The sequence below is a fragment of the Leclercia sp. CFBP8987 genome, assembly GCF_034044995.2.
GTDB lineage: Bacteria > Pseudomonadota > Gammaproteobacteria > Enterobacterales > Enterobacteriaceae > Enterobacter > Enterobacter tamurae.
On the sequence record NZ_CM188255.1, the window covers coordinates 2,999,436 to 3,013,735 of the forward strand.

The window sequence follows — 14,300 nt, forward strand, 5'->3', positions numbered from 1 at the left end:
ACGTGTTAAGGGGGCTATCGCCGCCCCCTTAACAATCCCGGCTCCCGGCAAAGAAAATCGCCGCTTCGCGGTCCCTTCGGCTATCGGGTCGGGCGTGATCCTACATCCCTGTAGGTCACGCCCTCTCGGCGCATCCATGCGCCTCGCCCCGGCCTGCGGTCAACGCCTCAGCGATTTTCAGCCGGACTATTACCCCCTCCAGCTTCTCCGTCGCCTGAATGTGGCACGGGTGTTGAGTCCCCGCTGAAATCGGCGAACCGGAGACCGGATGGCAAGGGCTGGACGCCATGGATGGCGGCCAGAGGCGAATCGAGACAGGATGTCGAGTTGAGCCGACCGCAGACAGCAGGTCGTGAGGTGAGTGTAGTGCGAAGCACCGATTTCGTCGCGGGGCCGCGGGGATTGATAAGGGGGCCGCGGTGGCCCCCTTATCCCGTTCACGGGCTGTGCAAGTAACATATTCCCCGTTCTTAAAGTGAACGGAAAAGCCCACGAATGTTACATTTACGAAATTAAGCTACGTGACTTGCCGCCACATCCAGTAACGCCATCTCGTCGCTGTTCAGCAGCTTCTCGATGTTCACCAGAATCAGCATACGATCGCCCAGCGCACCCAGGCCGGTCAGGTATTCGGTGGACAGCGTCACAGCAAATTCCGGTGCCGGGCGGATCTGCTCGGCGGTCAGGGAGAGCACGTCAGAGACCCCGTCAACCACGATCCCGACCACGCGCTGGCCCAGATTGAGCACGATCACCACGGTATTGTCATCATACTCCACGTCGCCCTGGCTGAACTTCACGCGCAGGTCGACGATGGGCACGATAACGCCACGCAGGTTGGTCACGCCTTTGATGAAATCAGGCGTGTTGGCGATGCGGGTCACCTGATCATAGCCACGGATTTCCTGCACTTTCAGAATGTCGATACCGTATTCTTCGTCACCTAAAGTGAAAACCAGGAATTCCTGCCCTGATGGCTCGCCGGCCAGCTTGGTTACATTACTCATACCGGTCATTTTTTTACCTTCTTAACTGAATCAGGCGGCTGTGTGCGCCATACGTTGTTCACGATTTAATCCCTGAAGCGCCGAAACATCGACGATCAGCGCCACGCTACCATCCCCGAGGATGGTGGCGGCTGAAATACCTGGTACCTTGCGGTAGTTGCTCTCAAGGTTCTTCACCACCACCTGATGCTGACCAATCAGCTGATCGACCAGCAGCGCATAGCGGCGACCCGCGCTCTGCAGGATCACTACGATCCCCTGTGTGGCTTCGGTTTTGGCGCCGTCCACGTCGAACACTTTCCACAGCTCCACCAACGGCAGGTACTCGCCACGCACTTCAAGTACGCGCTCACCGCCCGCCAGCGGATGTAAATCTTCTTCACGCGGCTGGAGTGATTCCATCACCGCGTTCAGCGGCAGAATAAACACTTCGCCCGCCACTTTGACCGACATGCCGTCGAGGATCGCCAGCGTCAGCGGGAGCAGGATTCGAATGGTGGTACCGGACCCCTGCTTCGACTTGATCTCAACGTGGCCGCCCATCTCCTGGATGTTACGTTTCACCACATCCATGCCCACGCCACGGCCGGAGACGTCCGTCACCTGCTCGGCGGTAGAGAAGCCCGGAGCGAAGATCAGCATGCCCACTTCTTCGTCGGTCATGTTTTCGTTGACCGCCATCCCCTGCGACATCGCTTTGGCCAGGATGCGCTCACGGTTCAGGCCTGCGCCGTCATCGGTCACTTCGATACAGATGTTCCCGCCCTGGTGTTCCGCAGATAGGATCAGGTTCCCGACCGGGGATTTCCCTGCGGCAACGCGGTTTTCCGGCAGCTCGATCCCGTGGTCGAGGCTGTTACGCACCAGGTGCGTTAACGGGTCGATAATGCGCTCAATCAGGCTCTTATCCAGCTCGGTGGAGCTGCCCATCAGCGTCAGTTCGATCTGCTTATTCAGCTTGGTGGCCAGGTCGCGCACCAGGCGCGGGAAGCGGCTGAAGACGTACTCCATCGGCATCATACGGATGGACATCACCGATTCCTGCAGGTCACGGGCGTTGCGCTGCAGCTGGCCCATGCTGGTGATCAGGTCCCCGTGGTTTACCGGGTCCAGCTCGTTAGAACGCTGGGCCAGCATCGACTGGGTGATCACCAGTTCGCCGACCAGGTTGATCAGCTGATCCACCTTCTCTACCGCTACGCGGATACTGGTAGATTCGCTGGAGCGGGCGGCCGGTTTTTCACGTTCGCCACGGTTTGGTGCAGCGGCTTCGCCCGGAACGGCCTTCAGCGCGGGTGCCGCCGGTGCCACTGCCGGTACCGCAGGCGCGGCCTCGACCACCTCAGCGACGTCGGCAGCCTCGGCAACCGGTGCATCCGTTACCGCTTCAAAGTCGATCTGCTCAGGCTCAATCACAAAGCAGAGCACCGCGACCACGTCATCTTTGCCGATGCCGCCATCGAGGGTCGCAGCCAGCGTGTCCTTGCCTTTTACCACGTTGCTCAGCGTCGCCAGATTGCTCAGTTCCTCTTCCAGCAGATTCACTTCGCTCTCTTTCAGACCGGAGAGCACCACGCGCACGCGGTCGTCAAGGGCTGGCGCGGCCGTCGGGGCGGCATCAACGACGCTCAGTTTTGCCGGGCTGACGGCAACGGCTGCCGTCTCACCTTTGGCTTCCAGCGCTAACTGACGCAGGGCGTGGCAGATATATTCGAAGCTGGCAGCATCCGGCTCTTGCGAGCTTTTATAGGCATCGAGCTGTTCCTGCATAATATCTTTCGTTTCCAAAAACAGGTTAATAATGTCGGTATTGAGCTGCATCTCACCGCGTCGGGCCTCATCCAGCAGGTTCTCCATCAGATGGGTCGTCTCCTGCAGAATGGTAAAGCCAAACGTACCGGCGCCTCCTTTTATGGAGTGGGCTGCACGAAATATGGCGTTGAGCTGCTCTGAATCCGGTGCCTCGGGCACCAGGTCCAGCAAATGTTGCTCCATATCCGCCAACAGTTCGTCGGCTTCATCAAAAAACGTCTGGTAAAAATCGCTAATATCCATGCTCACGCTATCACCTCGGATTGGCTGGTGGCGATGTTGGAACGGCAGCCGACGGCACAGGGCCTGGCTGTTTTAAATCATCCAGTGACTCATTTTTACTTTCGGCGTTTTCATGCAGGATGGCCTGCTCCGCCTGCTGGTTGAGCACTAAGAGACTAATTCGACGGTTGATGGCATCTTCCGGTCCGCGGTCGGTCACACGCATGGTGGCGGCCATGCCGACAACCCGCAGCACCTTGCCATCGTCCAGTCCGCCGATCACCAGCTCACGACGGGATGCGTTGGCACGATCCGCAGAGAGCTCCCAGTTGCTGTACCCTTTTTCGCCACCGGCGTAAGGGAAGTCATCGGTGTGACCGGAGAGACTGATTCGGTTTGGGATCCCGTTTAATACCGGGGCAATCCCGCGCAGAATATCGCGCATATAGGGTTCCACGTCGGCGCTGCCGGTTTTAAACATCGGACGGTTCTGGCTGTCGATAATCTGAATGCGCAGCCCCTCCTGAACAAGATCGATCTTCAGGTGTGGACGCAGGGCACGCAGCTTCGGATCCGCTTCGATCAGTTGATCCAGATCGCCACGCAGTTTCTTCAGGCGCGCCTGTTCCATGCGTCTTTTCAGCTCATCAATGTTGGGCTCGCGTTTCACTTCACCCTGCTTCTGCGTGTAGTCATCCCCACCGCCCGGGATCGGGCTGTCGCTGTTGGAGATACGCGGACCACTCGACACCGCGGTCGCCAGCGGGGTGCGGAAGTACTCTGCTATCTGAATCAGCTCTTTCGGGCTGGAGATAGAGATCAGCCACATCACCAGGAAGAACGCCATCATCGCGGTCATAAAGTCCGCATAGGCGATTTTCCAGGAGCCACCATGATGGCCCCCGTGGCCTTTGTGCTTGCGCTTTTTGACTATGACGATGGGATGGGACTGATTTTTCATGCGTCCTCAGTGCTCGTCTGCTGGTTTGGGTTCTTCACCGCGCGCACGTGCTCTTCGAGTTCGATAAACGACGGACGCTCGCTGGAGTACAGGGTTTTACGGCCAAACTCTACCGCAATCGGCGGAGCATAACCGTTCAGGTTGGAGAGCAGCGTGATTTTGACGCACTGCATCATTTTGGTGGTTTCAGCACTCTTCTGGCGTAATACGGTGGCCAGCGGAGAGATAAAACCGTACGCCAGCAGGATCCCGAGGAAGGTCCCCACCATGGCGTGGGCAATCAGCGCCCCCAGCTCTGCCGCCGGACGATCCGCAGAGGCCAGAGCGTGAACCACCCCCATCACCGCCGCCACGATACCGAACGCCGGCAAGGAGTCGCCGACCATCGCCAGGCTGTTGGCCGGCACTTCCGCTTCGTTTTCGTGGGTTTCGATCTCTTCATCCATCAGCGCTTCGATTTCGAAGGTGTTCATGTTGCCGCTGATGATCAGACGCAGATAGTCGACGATAAATTCGAGCATCATCGAGTCCGCCAGGATCCGCGGATAGCTGGCGAAGATCTCGCTCTCTTTCGGGTTCTCGATATCACGTTCCAGAGAGAACATCCCCTGTTGACGCGACTTGGCCATCAGGCGATAGAGCAGCGCCAGCAGGTCCATATACATACTTTTGGTGTATTTCGAACGACGGAACAGTAACGGCAACGCTTTTAACGTTCCCTTGATCGCCTTGCCGTTGTTGCCAACGATAAATGCACCCACCCCTGCACCGCCGATTATAACCAGCTCGGCCGGTTGATAGAGTGCCCCAAGGTGCCCGCCGGTCATCATGTAACCGCCGAAAACTGTACCGAGAACAACCAGGTAACCTAATACGATAAGCACGACATCATCCTTCCGCTAGTGACTTTAGCCAGAGGACACAGTTCGGGGGTTTACCTGTTCGCGGGGCAAAAAAAAGCAGCGGTAATTGCTTACCGCTGCTGGAGTCTTGCCCGTACGTTCGGGTTAAACAGCCTGTTTGATCTGTTCATCCAGCAGTTGTGGATTACTATCGGCAACATCCCGGGAAAGTTTACGTCTTTTTACCGCGCGAGACGGTGGTTGGCACAAACTGCAGGCAAAGCTGCCGGCAGGCTGGTGAGCGTGGGTGATAAAGTTACCGCTGCAGCAGTTGCAGCGAGATAATTCAAGCAATCCGCTCTCAACAAAACGCACCAGCGTCCATGCACGAGTCAGTGCCAGCAGCGGACCCTCTTCAGGCTGCGGGCACTGCTCGAGATACAGTTTGTACGCTTTAATGACTGCATCAACACCGGTGCATAAACCGGTCTTGAGCAGATACTGCCAGGCATTACAGAACATGGAAGCATGAATATTCTGCTCCCACGTCATAAACCAGTCGGTAGAAAACGGCAGCATGCCTTTTGGCGGCGGGCTACCGCGTAATTCTTTATACAGTTTGATAAGACGACCACGGCTCAGCTGTGTCTCGCTTTCAAGCATCTGCAAACGAGCACCAAGCGTAATCAGCTCCATCGCCAGTTGAATGTCACGCGCTTCCTGAACAATGCTCTTCTCACTCATGATTACGCTCTTTTCTTACGGGCTGCGTCATCAGGCTGGCTAATGTCGTTAAGCAAACGAGTAGAAAGCAAAATACCGGTGTGAACCTGCTGCAGATCGTCCACGCGGGACTCCTGAGTCAACTGGGTCACGGTCTGGTGACTATCGAAACGGAACTGGCACACTAACTGGTTAGTTTCGGCCAGTTTGACCATCTGTGGCAACGTTAAGCCGCCAAGTGTTGTCGCCATCTCTTCATGAATACCCAGGCGAAACATCGCCGAGGCTTTGTCCTGGCTAATCAAACGTTGTGCAAGCAATAAATATGACAGGTTGATGTCATAAATGTGTTTTAGCAATTCGGATGTGTTCATTTTCCCTTCCCGAATAACACTATATTCTTGTGCGGTAGACCGCACCCCGTGATGTCGCCGGGAAAACCCCGGTAAAAAAAGAAGAAAAGGCTAAAACGCTAGTTGAATTAAGTTCTGTATTGATGAATCTCGTAAAGAAAAACAATAATTGCTTCCTGACAGTTATCACTTCTTACAATTAACTAAGATTTTTCCTAATTCGGTGCAACTCTACCCGTCCGATGTAGGACATACAATGCAGCCTCGCCTGAAATTTAAAATAAATGTGATCCACGTCACATAATTTAGGTGAATTTGAACCAAAAATCCATCAGTATCACTTCTAAATTGTCTGTTTAATGAACAAATAACCGCCAGATATATTCTTTCTGGTCGAATATTCATGCACAAGTATGAACAAAACCGGCACGTTACTTGCCTGGGGTTGACAAATTACAAATCGCCTAAACCCCTTAATATATCTAAGATAGAAACAGTGGATTAAGCGATTGAAAATAAAGTAATTAAATCAGCGTCAATACGTAAGTTTTTTCTTACGTTTACGGCTGGATAAATGTTGCAAAGGGGTTAATCCCCTTGTTTTTGAGGGGGTTTTATTTGTATGATTTCCGTTAAGTTAGCCGTTTTAACCCCCTAAGCAGGGTTTAGCACTATTCATTACATAAGAATATTTAATGAATAATTATGATAACCATCACATGAATGTCATATCCCCCCCTTGCGTAAGTAAAAAAAGCGCGCTAAAGGTGAGGGATCGCTAATGTACAGCCAGGTCCGGAGGGTACTATGAGTTACTCCCATATCCTTGTTTCTGTTTCTGTTTCTCCCGAAAGCCATCAACTGGTTGCCAAAGCGGTGGCCATCGCCCGGCCGACCCAGGCCCGCATCACCCTCGTCACGCTTTCCGCCGATCCCGAGATGTACAATCAACTGGCCGCACCGATGCTGGAAGATATTCGTGGCGTTATTCAGGAGGAAACCCAGCAATTTCTGGACGAACTTATTGCGCGTGCAGAATATCCCATCGCCCAGACACTTTGTGCGTCAGGGGAATTAAGCACGAGGATACTTGATATATGTCAAAATCAGGAGGTCGACCTGGTGATTTGTGGCAATCATAATCACAGTTTTTTTTCGCGGACAGCCTGTTGCGCAAAGACAATCGTTAGCAACAGTAAAGTTGATGTGCTGTTAATTCCACTCAGCGCAGTGTAATGCGCTGAGTGAATTTATTTTCAGGCAAGTTTAGGGAAGGTTGCGACCTTTTTTTGCAGGTTGCTCTCCACGCTGCGAGGGGTGATCTGGTTCAGGTCCTCGATGAAACGCGCCTGCCAGCGATCGATATCGTTCTCACGAATCACCTTCATCATCTCCGCGTGGCGTGAAATACGCTCCGTAAGCGGCATATCCAGCGCCCGGTGCAGGGCGTTGGCGACATCATCCCGATCGTAAGGATTGACGATCAGCGCCGAAGTCAGCTCATTGGCCGCACCAGCAAACTGCGACAGCACCAGCACACCCGGATCGGCCGGGTCCTGCGCGGCGACGTACTCTTTCGCCACCAGGTTCATGCCATCACGCAGCGGCGTCACCAGCCCGACATCCGCATAGCGGAACACCTTCATCAGGATCTTGCGTTCAAAATGCTGATTGAGATAGAACAGCGGGGTCCAGCCCAGCTGACCATAGCGACCGTTGATGCGCCCGGCTTCGTTTTCAAGCTGATGACGAATGTCCTGATAAGCCTGCACCTCACCGCGCGAGGTCGGTGCGATTTGGGTGTAGCGGATCTTACCGTGGTGCTCGGGATATTTCTCCAGCAGGGTCTCGTAAGCCTGGAAGCGTTCCGGCAACCCTTTGGAATAATCGAGACGCTCAACGGAGAAGATGTTTTTTACGTTCTTAAGCTCTTCTTTCAGCTGCGCAAGCTTCGGCGGCAGCGGCCCGGAGGCCTGACCGGCAATCTCGTCCGGCTCAATACCAATCGGATAGACCTCGGTGCGGAAGCGCTTGCCCCAGGCGGAGTGCGAATCATCGTCATGGGCCGTCAGCCGCGTTTTGCTGGCTACGCTGTCGAGGAAGGCCAGTCGGTCGTTTTCGGTCTGGAAGCCCAGCAGATCGTAATCGCAGAGCGCTTCGAGCAGCTCGTCGCTGGGCGGCAGCGCGTTGAAAATCTCCGGAGTCGGGAACGGGATATGCAGGAAGAAGCCGATGCGGTTGTTAATGCCGCGCTTACGCAGCTCGCTGGCAAACGGCAGCAGATGGTAATCGTGTACCCACACCGTGTCGTCCTGCTGGACTAACGGCTGTAGTTTATCGGCCAGCAGGCTATTTACTCGCGAATACCCTTCCCAGGCCTCGCGCTTAAACTTCACCAGGTCGAGGCGATAGTGGAAGGCTGGCCACAGCACAGCGTTAGAGAACTGGCTGTAATATTCATCGTAATTCTGTTCACTAAGATTAAACGAGGCCCAGGTGATGTTCCCGCGGGTCACCTTTTTTAGCGGTTTATCCTCGTTACCAATCTCTCCACTCCAGCCAAACCAGAGCCCCCCCGTACTTTTTAACGCCCCCAGCACCCCTACAGCCAGTCCACCTGCGCTGGCTTTTTTGTCGTCCGGGGGAGCGATGCGATTAGAAACTACGATCAAGCGACCCATAAGGTTTTCTCCTGTTAATTTGCGCTATTTCTTTTTCTTGTTGATGGTTAGCGGCTTTTATTACCCATTGCCAGACATCGGGCACCGTCGCCAGCCGCCAGCTGGCTTTGGTATCGCCCGCGCCGACTTTTACTGATACCCCTTTAAGCTGGTTGACCACCTCAAAGCCATGCTCATCGGTCAGGTCATCGCCAAAGAACACCGGCGTTCTGCCGAGGAAAGGCGCTTCATGCATAAAGGCAGAAATGGCTTCGCCTTTGTGGATGCCCCTCGGTTTAATTTCTACGACACATTTACCCGGCTGCAGTGACAGCTGCGGATTGTCACGCACTACCTGCTCCGCCAGGTTAAACACTTCCTGCTCATACTGGGGCGCCTGGCGATAGTGGAGCGCAAACGCCATCCCTTTAGCCTCAAGCTCGGTACCTGGCAGATATAAAAGTGCCGTCGTCAACTGCGCATGCAGCGTCTGGACCAGATCAGGAGGAAGGGAAACGGTTTGCAGATGACCATGGATGTCGCGGCGCTCCGCCCCGTGTACACCGGCAAGCGGAAAACGGTAGGGACCGGCGAGCTGATCCAGCTCGGCGATTGAACGCCCTGATATCAATGCCAGTGCCCCCTGGTTCAGCTGCGCGAGCTGATTCAGCGCCTCTAACACTTCTACGGGAACTGCCACCTCATCGGGGTGCGGCTTGATTGTTGCCAGAGTCCCGTCGAGGTCAAAAAAGTACGCATAGTTTTCAGTTAGTAATGGCGGTGAAGTTAACGTATCGGCCACCCTGATCCTCCTTACAGTTGGCGAGATGAAAAACTGTTAACATCTCAGTAGCAGTGTAAGTATAGACAGTGTGACGAGGCTCGCCATTTGACAACCCCCTTCCCGCTGCGGCTGGAAAGGGGGTTAAGGTCGCGACTACACTTAAAAGTTAGGTCGCGGAAGGGAGGAAAACGGGTTAAACCGTACGCTTCGCTTTTTGTTTGTAACGGTCGAAGATCACCGCTGCAAGCAGGATTAGGCCACGTACCACATACTGCGAGAACGGAGAGATGTTCAACAGGTTCATGGCGTTCTCCACCGTCCCGAGTATCAGGATCCCCGCCACCACATATGAGATTTTTCCGATGCCGCCTTTGAGCGATACGCCCCCCAAAACGCAGGCTGAGATGACGATCAGCTCATAACCGATAGAGGTCATCGGCTGGCCGCTGGTCATACGCGAGGCCAGAATAATCCCCGCCGCCGCCGACACCAGACCGGAGAGCACGAAGATAATGATCTTGGTGCGCACCACCGGGACACCGGCCAGACGCGCCGCCTCTTCATTACCACCAATCGCCAGGGTGTTACGGCCAAAGGTGGTTCTGTTCAGCAGGAAACCAAAGATAATCAGACACCCCACCGTCAGCCAGATAGGCGCCGGCAGACCCAGCCAGTTGGCGTAGCCGAGGGTGAAGAAGCGCTCGTCCTCAATCCCCACCGCTTTACCGTCAGAGATGATATAGGCCAGCCCGCGCACGATCTGCATGGTAGCGAGGGTGGTGATCAGGGCGTTGATTTTCAGCCGGGCGATAACGAAGCCGTTGACCAGGCCGCTGAGCATGCCGAGCAGTAGCCCCGCCGCTACGCCAATCCACAGGCTTTCGGTCATATTGATGACTACCGCGGTGGTAACCCCGGCGCAGGCGATGACCGAGGCCACCGACAGGTCGAAGTCGCCGGATGCCAGACAGAACAGCATCCCGCAAGCGACCATCCCGGACATGGAGATCGCCAGACCCAGCCCCTTCATATTAATGAAGGTGGCGAAATTAGGTACAAAGATGGCGCAGCCGAGGAACAGCGCGGCAAAAACCACCAGCATGCCGTATTGATCCCAGATGCGCCCGAAGCTGAAGGCCGATTTCGGCGCTCCGGATGTAGTGACAGAGGACATCTTATTCTCCTTACTCAGGCGACAGCCTGGCTGACTTTAGGCATGGCGAGGCTTAAGGCCTGCTGTTCATTCGCCTGTTCATGAAGCAATTCACCGGCAATGGCCCCTTCGCGCATCACCACGATACGGTCGGCCACACCCAGCACTTCCGGCAGATCGCTGGAGGCGAAGAGCACCGCCACGCCGCGTTTTGCCAGAGCGTAAATCACGTTATAAATTTCGTGCTTCGCCCCCACGTCGATACCGCGGGTCGGCTCATCCAGCAGGATCACCTTCATCTCTTCCGACAGCCAGCGGCCCAGGATGGCCTTCTGCTGGTTGCCGCCGGAGAGGTTCATGATCAGCTGCTCAGCGCCCGGGGTTTTGATATTGAGCGAGCGAATGTGGTGATCGGCATTGCTGACCTCCCACGTATCGTTAATCAGACACCCGGCGCGAATGGTCTTACGGCGCGCCGAAATATTGATGTTGTCCCGTACCGAGTGCACCGGGATGATTCCCTCGGCTTTACGGTCTTCCGGGCAGAGCATCATCCCTGCGCGAATGGCGTGCGCCGGTTTCTGAATGTCGACCAGTTGCCCGTCGATAAACACCTGACCGCCGGTAATGCGGGTGCCACCAAACAGCCCTTTCATCAGCTCGCTGCGCCCTGCCCCCACCAGCCCGAACAGGCCGACGATTTCACCGCTGCGCACGGTGAGGCTGATCGGCGTGCGTACCCCCGGAGCTTTCACCTCCTGCAGACGCAGCAGCTCGCCGCCGTACTGGCGCGACTCCCAGTGATAGATATCGCCCAACTCGCGGCCCACCATCGCCTGCACCAGCTGGTCGTGATTGACCTGCTGCATATCAGTGAAGGTGCGAACATACCGGCCATCCTTGAACACGGTGATGGCATCGCTGAGGGCAAAAATCTCTTCCATACGGTGCGACACGTACAGAATGATGCGCCCCTCTTTACGCAGCTCGCGGATCACCCGGAACAGGTTTTCGATTTCGCGCGCTGAGAGCGAGCTGGTTGGTTCATCAAAAGCAATGACTTTGGCATTGCGCGCCAGCGCTTTGGCGATCTCCACCATCTGCCACTGGCCGATGGAAAGATACTTGAGCGGGGTCTGGGGATCGATATCCAGCCCGAGGTGTTTCAGCTGCAGCCCGGCTTCATAGTTGAGCAGCGAACGGTTAACGAAGCCGCCCTTATGGGGAAGTTGACCGAGATAAATATTTTCTGCGACGGTCATCTCAGGGACCAGATGCAGCTCCTGGTAGATGATAGCGACGCCGGCGTTCAGCGCGGCGGTGGTGTCCGCAAAGGCGACCTCTTTGCCCTGTAACGCCAGGGTACCCGTCGTGGGGGCGTAGTTACCGCTGAGGATCTTCAGCAGCGTGGATTTTCCGGCGCCGTTCTCCCCCATCAGGGCATGAACCTGACCCGGATAGCAGTCAAAGCTGATGTCGGTCAGCGCGTTGACACCGGGAAAGGTTTTGCCGATGCCGCGAAATGAGAGATAGGGTTCAGACTGGTGCATAACATCTCCGGGGAACGAGTAGTGAACGTCTGGCCCCCCGTTAATGCCGGGGGGCGCAATCACAGTAAATTACTTACCGCCCAGTCCTTTTTTCTCCAGCTCGGCTTTGAAGTTGTCACGGGTGATCAGCACCACGTCGGTCACTTCAGTAAATTTCGCTGGCTCTGCCCCTTTGGTCACCCAGTTGTAGAGCATTTCGCTGGATTTGTAGCCGTGAACGTCCGGGCTTGGCAGCAGGGAGCCGTAGAAGCCGGTGGCCTGCCCTTTAGAGAGTTCGCTCACCGCATCCACACCGTTGATGCCGATACCGATCACGTCTGCCGCTTTGAAGCCCTGGCCTTCAGTGGCGCGCACGCCGCCGAGCACGGTGTTGTCGTTCATCCCGACCACCAGCCAGTGTTTCACTTCAGAGTGCTGAACCAGCATGGAGTTGGCCGCATCGAAGGCGCCCGGGATGTCGTTAGATTTGGTTGGCACTTTGTAGATCTGTTTTTCCGGGAAGCCGGCAGCTTTCAGGGCATCCATCGAACCGGTGGTACGACGGCGCGCGGTATCCAGCTCGTCAGCCGTAATGGCCATCACCGCGGTGTCTTTCACATCCCAGCCGCGTTTTTGCATCTCTTTATACAGCTCCTGGCCCTGACGCTCGCCGATTTTGGTCGCCGCCATCATCACCAGAGGAACGGTATCCATCGGCGCGCCTTTGGCGTTGACGAACTGATCGTCCACCGCGATAACCTTCATGTCGTAGCCGCGCGCTTTCGCCACGATGGCGGCGCCCAGTTTTGGATCCGGAGTACAGATGACAAACCCTTTCGCGCCGCTGGCCGCCAGGCTATCGATGGCGTTCAGCGTTTTTTCACCGTCCGGCACGGCAATTTTGATCACTTCGAAGCCCAAATCTTTCCCGGCTTTATCAGCGAATTTCCACTCCGTCTGGAACCACGGCTCTTCCGGCTGCTTCACCAGGAAACCGAGCTTTAAGTTCTCCGCCATAGCGGATTGTGACATAACGGCAGCCAGACCGATGGCCGCCAGCGCTTTAGTAAATTTGTGCATGGTTAACTCCAGCTTTAGCGTTCTAATTTGTAGGGAAACAACTTCTCAATTTTGTTTAATCGGACGTAAAACAACGCATTAGCGCCAAAGGTGTTAAAAGCGCATTTGCTTGAGATAGTTTTAGCGGGAAATTAATCATCCATAAGAGAGCGCCATCACACCGCAGAATTACAGTAATTGCGTACATACATTCAGCGAGAAATGACATAAATGCGGAGATATTTGTCAGACAATTAGAAAGGGTTAAAGCAGATTAGTCCATAAGTTCAGCCAGGATATCCTTGTTAGACGGGCGCACGCGCGCCCGGCGATCTTACCAGGGATAGTAGATGTGTTCGGCGTGCTCGCGAACCGGGGCCTCATCGCCCAGCAGGCGCGCGGCGAGGGTCAGGGCGAAGTCGAAGGCATGACCCAGGCCTTTGCCGCTGATGAGGTTGCCCTCTTCCACTACCGGGGCATCGACATAGACGCCGTCCTGAACCGCCTGCCAGAGATCCCCCGAGCAGACATAGCGACGGCCTTTGAGCAAGCCGTTCCCGCCCAGCACGCGCGCGGCGGCGGAACAGATCGGGGCGATAATTTTGCCCGCTTCGTCATGCGCGGCGACAAAACGCACCACCTCTGCGCTGGCGGCGAGGTTTACGCTGCCCTGCGGGCCGCCCGGTAAAACCACGGCGTCGTAGTACGTATCGATTTTGTCGCTCAGGGTGTGGTCTGCGACCATCGGGATATTATGGTAGCTCACCACCGCGCGCGACCCGTCGCAGGCCAGGGTCTCTACCTCAATATTGAGACGGCGCAGAATGTCGATGGTAATGATCGCTTCCGCCTCTTCAAATCCGGGTGCCAGCAGCACCGCAACCTTTGCCATAAAAAAACTCCCTCAGATTAAAACAATGTTTCATTTTCTCAGAGTGCGGGGCGGCAAACTCCCTGTTGGATCACATATCGCACGCTTTCCCGCAAAAATGATCTGACGCAATTTTCACCAGGTGTAAAAAATGTTTAAATATAAGAATTATCTCTATTCCGTCTGGCGGAAATTATTATCAATTTATGTGCTAAACGCCCGTCTCACAGTTATCCGGTAAAACATTAAAAGCCCTAATCGATCAAATCGCTTCGTTTTTATAAATTTATATAAATTACAAATAGTTAACTATTTTCACTCTCC

The 14,300-nt window shown here is 55.1% G+C and carries 13 protein-coding genes; 1 reads left to right on the forward strand and 12 read right to left on the reverse strand.

Annotated features, from left to right (window positions below):
- Positions 1 to 512 precede the first annotated feature (512 nt).
- From cheW to flhD, 6 genes are all read right to left on the reverse strand, one after another.
- Positions 513 to 1,016, reverse strand: a complete 504-nt coding sequence (cheW, locus tag SOM40_RS14555; RefSeq protein WP_032611989.1) for a chemotaxis protein CheW — start codon at positions 1,014 to 1,016, stop codon at positions 513 to 515.
- A 21-nt stretch (positions 1,017 to 1,037) separates the two neighbouring features.
- Positions 1,038 to 3,068, reverse strand: a complete 2,031-nt coding sequence (cheA, locus tag SOM40_RS14560) for a chemotaxis protein CheA (protein ID WP_313824147.1) — start codon at positions 3,066 to 3,068, stop codon at positions 1,038 to 1,040.
- Positions 3,069 to 3,072: 4 nt separating this feature from the next.
- Positions 3,073 to 4,002, reverse strand: coding sequence for a flagellar motor protein MotB (gene motB, locus SOM40_RS14565; RefSeq protein ID WP_166182855.1), 930 nt, complete (start codon positions 4,000 to 4,002; stop codon positions 3,073 to 3,075).
- On the reverse strand, positions 3,999 to 4,886 hold the full coding sequence (gene motA, locus SOM40_RS14570) for a flagellar motor stator protein MotA (RefSeq protein WP_032611994.1): 888 nt from the start codon (positions 4,884 to 4,886) through the stop codon (positions 3,999 to 4,001). Before motA ends, motB begins: the two co-directional genes overlap by 4 nt.
- Before the next feature lie 123 nt (positions 4,887 to 5,009).
- Positions 5,010 to 5,588, reverse strand: a complete 579-nt coding sequence (gene flhC / locus SOM40_RS14575) for a flagellar transcriptional regulator FlhC (RefSeq protein WP_166182856.1) — start codon at positions 5,586 to 5,588, stop codon at positions 5,010 to 5,012.
- Positions 5,589 to 5,590: 2 nt separating this feature from the next.
- Entirely contained in the window at positions 5,591 to 5,941 is a 351-nt protein-coding gene (gene flhD / locus SOM40_RS14580) for a flagellar transcriptional regulator FlhD (RefSeq protein WP_106993361.1), read from the reverse strand.
- 786 nt (positions 5,942 to 6,727) lie between these two features.
- Here flhD and uspC point away from each other — a divergent pair.
- Positions 6,728 to 7,156 carry a universal stress protein UspC gene (gene uspC / locus SOM40_RS14585; protein WP_106993362.1) on the forward strand — a complete coding sequence of 143 codons (429 nt, stop codon included), beginning with the start codon at positions 6,728 to 6,730 and terminating at the stop codon, positions 7,154 to 7,156.
- 20 nt (positions 7,157 to 7,176) lie between these two features.
- Here uspC and otsA read toward each other — a convergent pair whose 3' ends face one another.
- The 6 genes from otsA to SOM40_RS14615 all read right to left on the reverse strand — a co-directional run bounded on the left by otsA (position 7,177) and on the right by SOM40_RS14615 (position 13,997).
- Positions 7,177 to 8,601: an alpha,alpha-trehalose-phosphate synthase gene (gene otsA / locus SOM40_RS14590; protein ID WP_106993363.1), complete on the reverse strand. Its 1,425-nt coding sequence runs from the start codon at positions 8,599 to 8,601 to the stop codon at positions 7,177 to 7,179.
- Entirely contained in the window at positions 8,576 to 9,382 is an 807-nt protein-coding gene (gene otsB / locus SOM40_RS14595) for a trehalose-phosphatase (protein ID WP_106993364.1), read from the reverse strand. Before otsB ends, otsA begins: the two co-directional genes overlap by 26 nt.
- Positions 9,383 to 9,557: 175 nt before the next feature.
- Positions 9,558 to 10,538 carry an arabinose ABC transporter permease AraH gene (gene araH / locus SOM40_RS14600; protein ID WP_106993365.1) on the reverse strand — a complete coding sequence of 327 codons (981 nt, stop codon included), beginning with the start codon at positions 10,536 to 10,538 and terminating at the stop codon, positions 9,558 to 9,560.
- 14 nt (positions 10,539 to 10,552) lie between these two features.
- Positions 10,553 to 12,067, reverse strand: a complete 1,515-nt coding sequence (gene araG, locus SOM40_RS14605; RefSeq protein WP_225758517.1) for an L-arabinose ABC transporter ATP-binding protein AraG — start codon at positions 12,065 to 12,067, stop codon at positions 10,553 to 10,555.
- A gap of 69 nt (positions 12,068 to 12,136) precedes the next feature.
- Positions 12,137 to 13,126, reverse strand: a complete 990-nt coding sequence (gene araF / locus SOM40_RS14610; protein WP_106993367.1) for an arabinose ABC transporter substrate-binding protein AraF — start codon at positions 13,124 to 13,126, stop codon at positions 12,137 to 12,139.
- Positions 13,127 to 13,439: 313 nt separating this feature from the next.
- Positions 13,440 to 13,997 carry a DJ-1 family glyoxalase III gene (locus SOM40_RS14615; protein WP_312077018.1) on the reverse strand — a complete coding sequence of 186 codons (558 nt, stop codon included), beginning with the start codon at positions 13,995 to 13,997 and terminating at the stop codon, positions 13,440 to 13,442.
- Between the last annotated feature and the right edge of the window lie 303 nt (positions 13,998 to 14,300).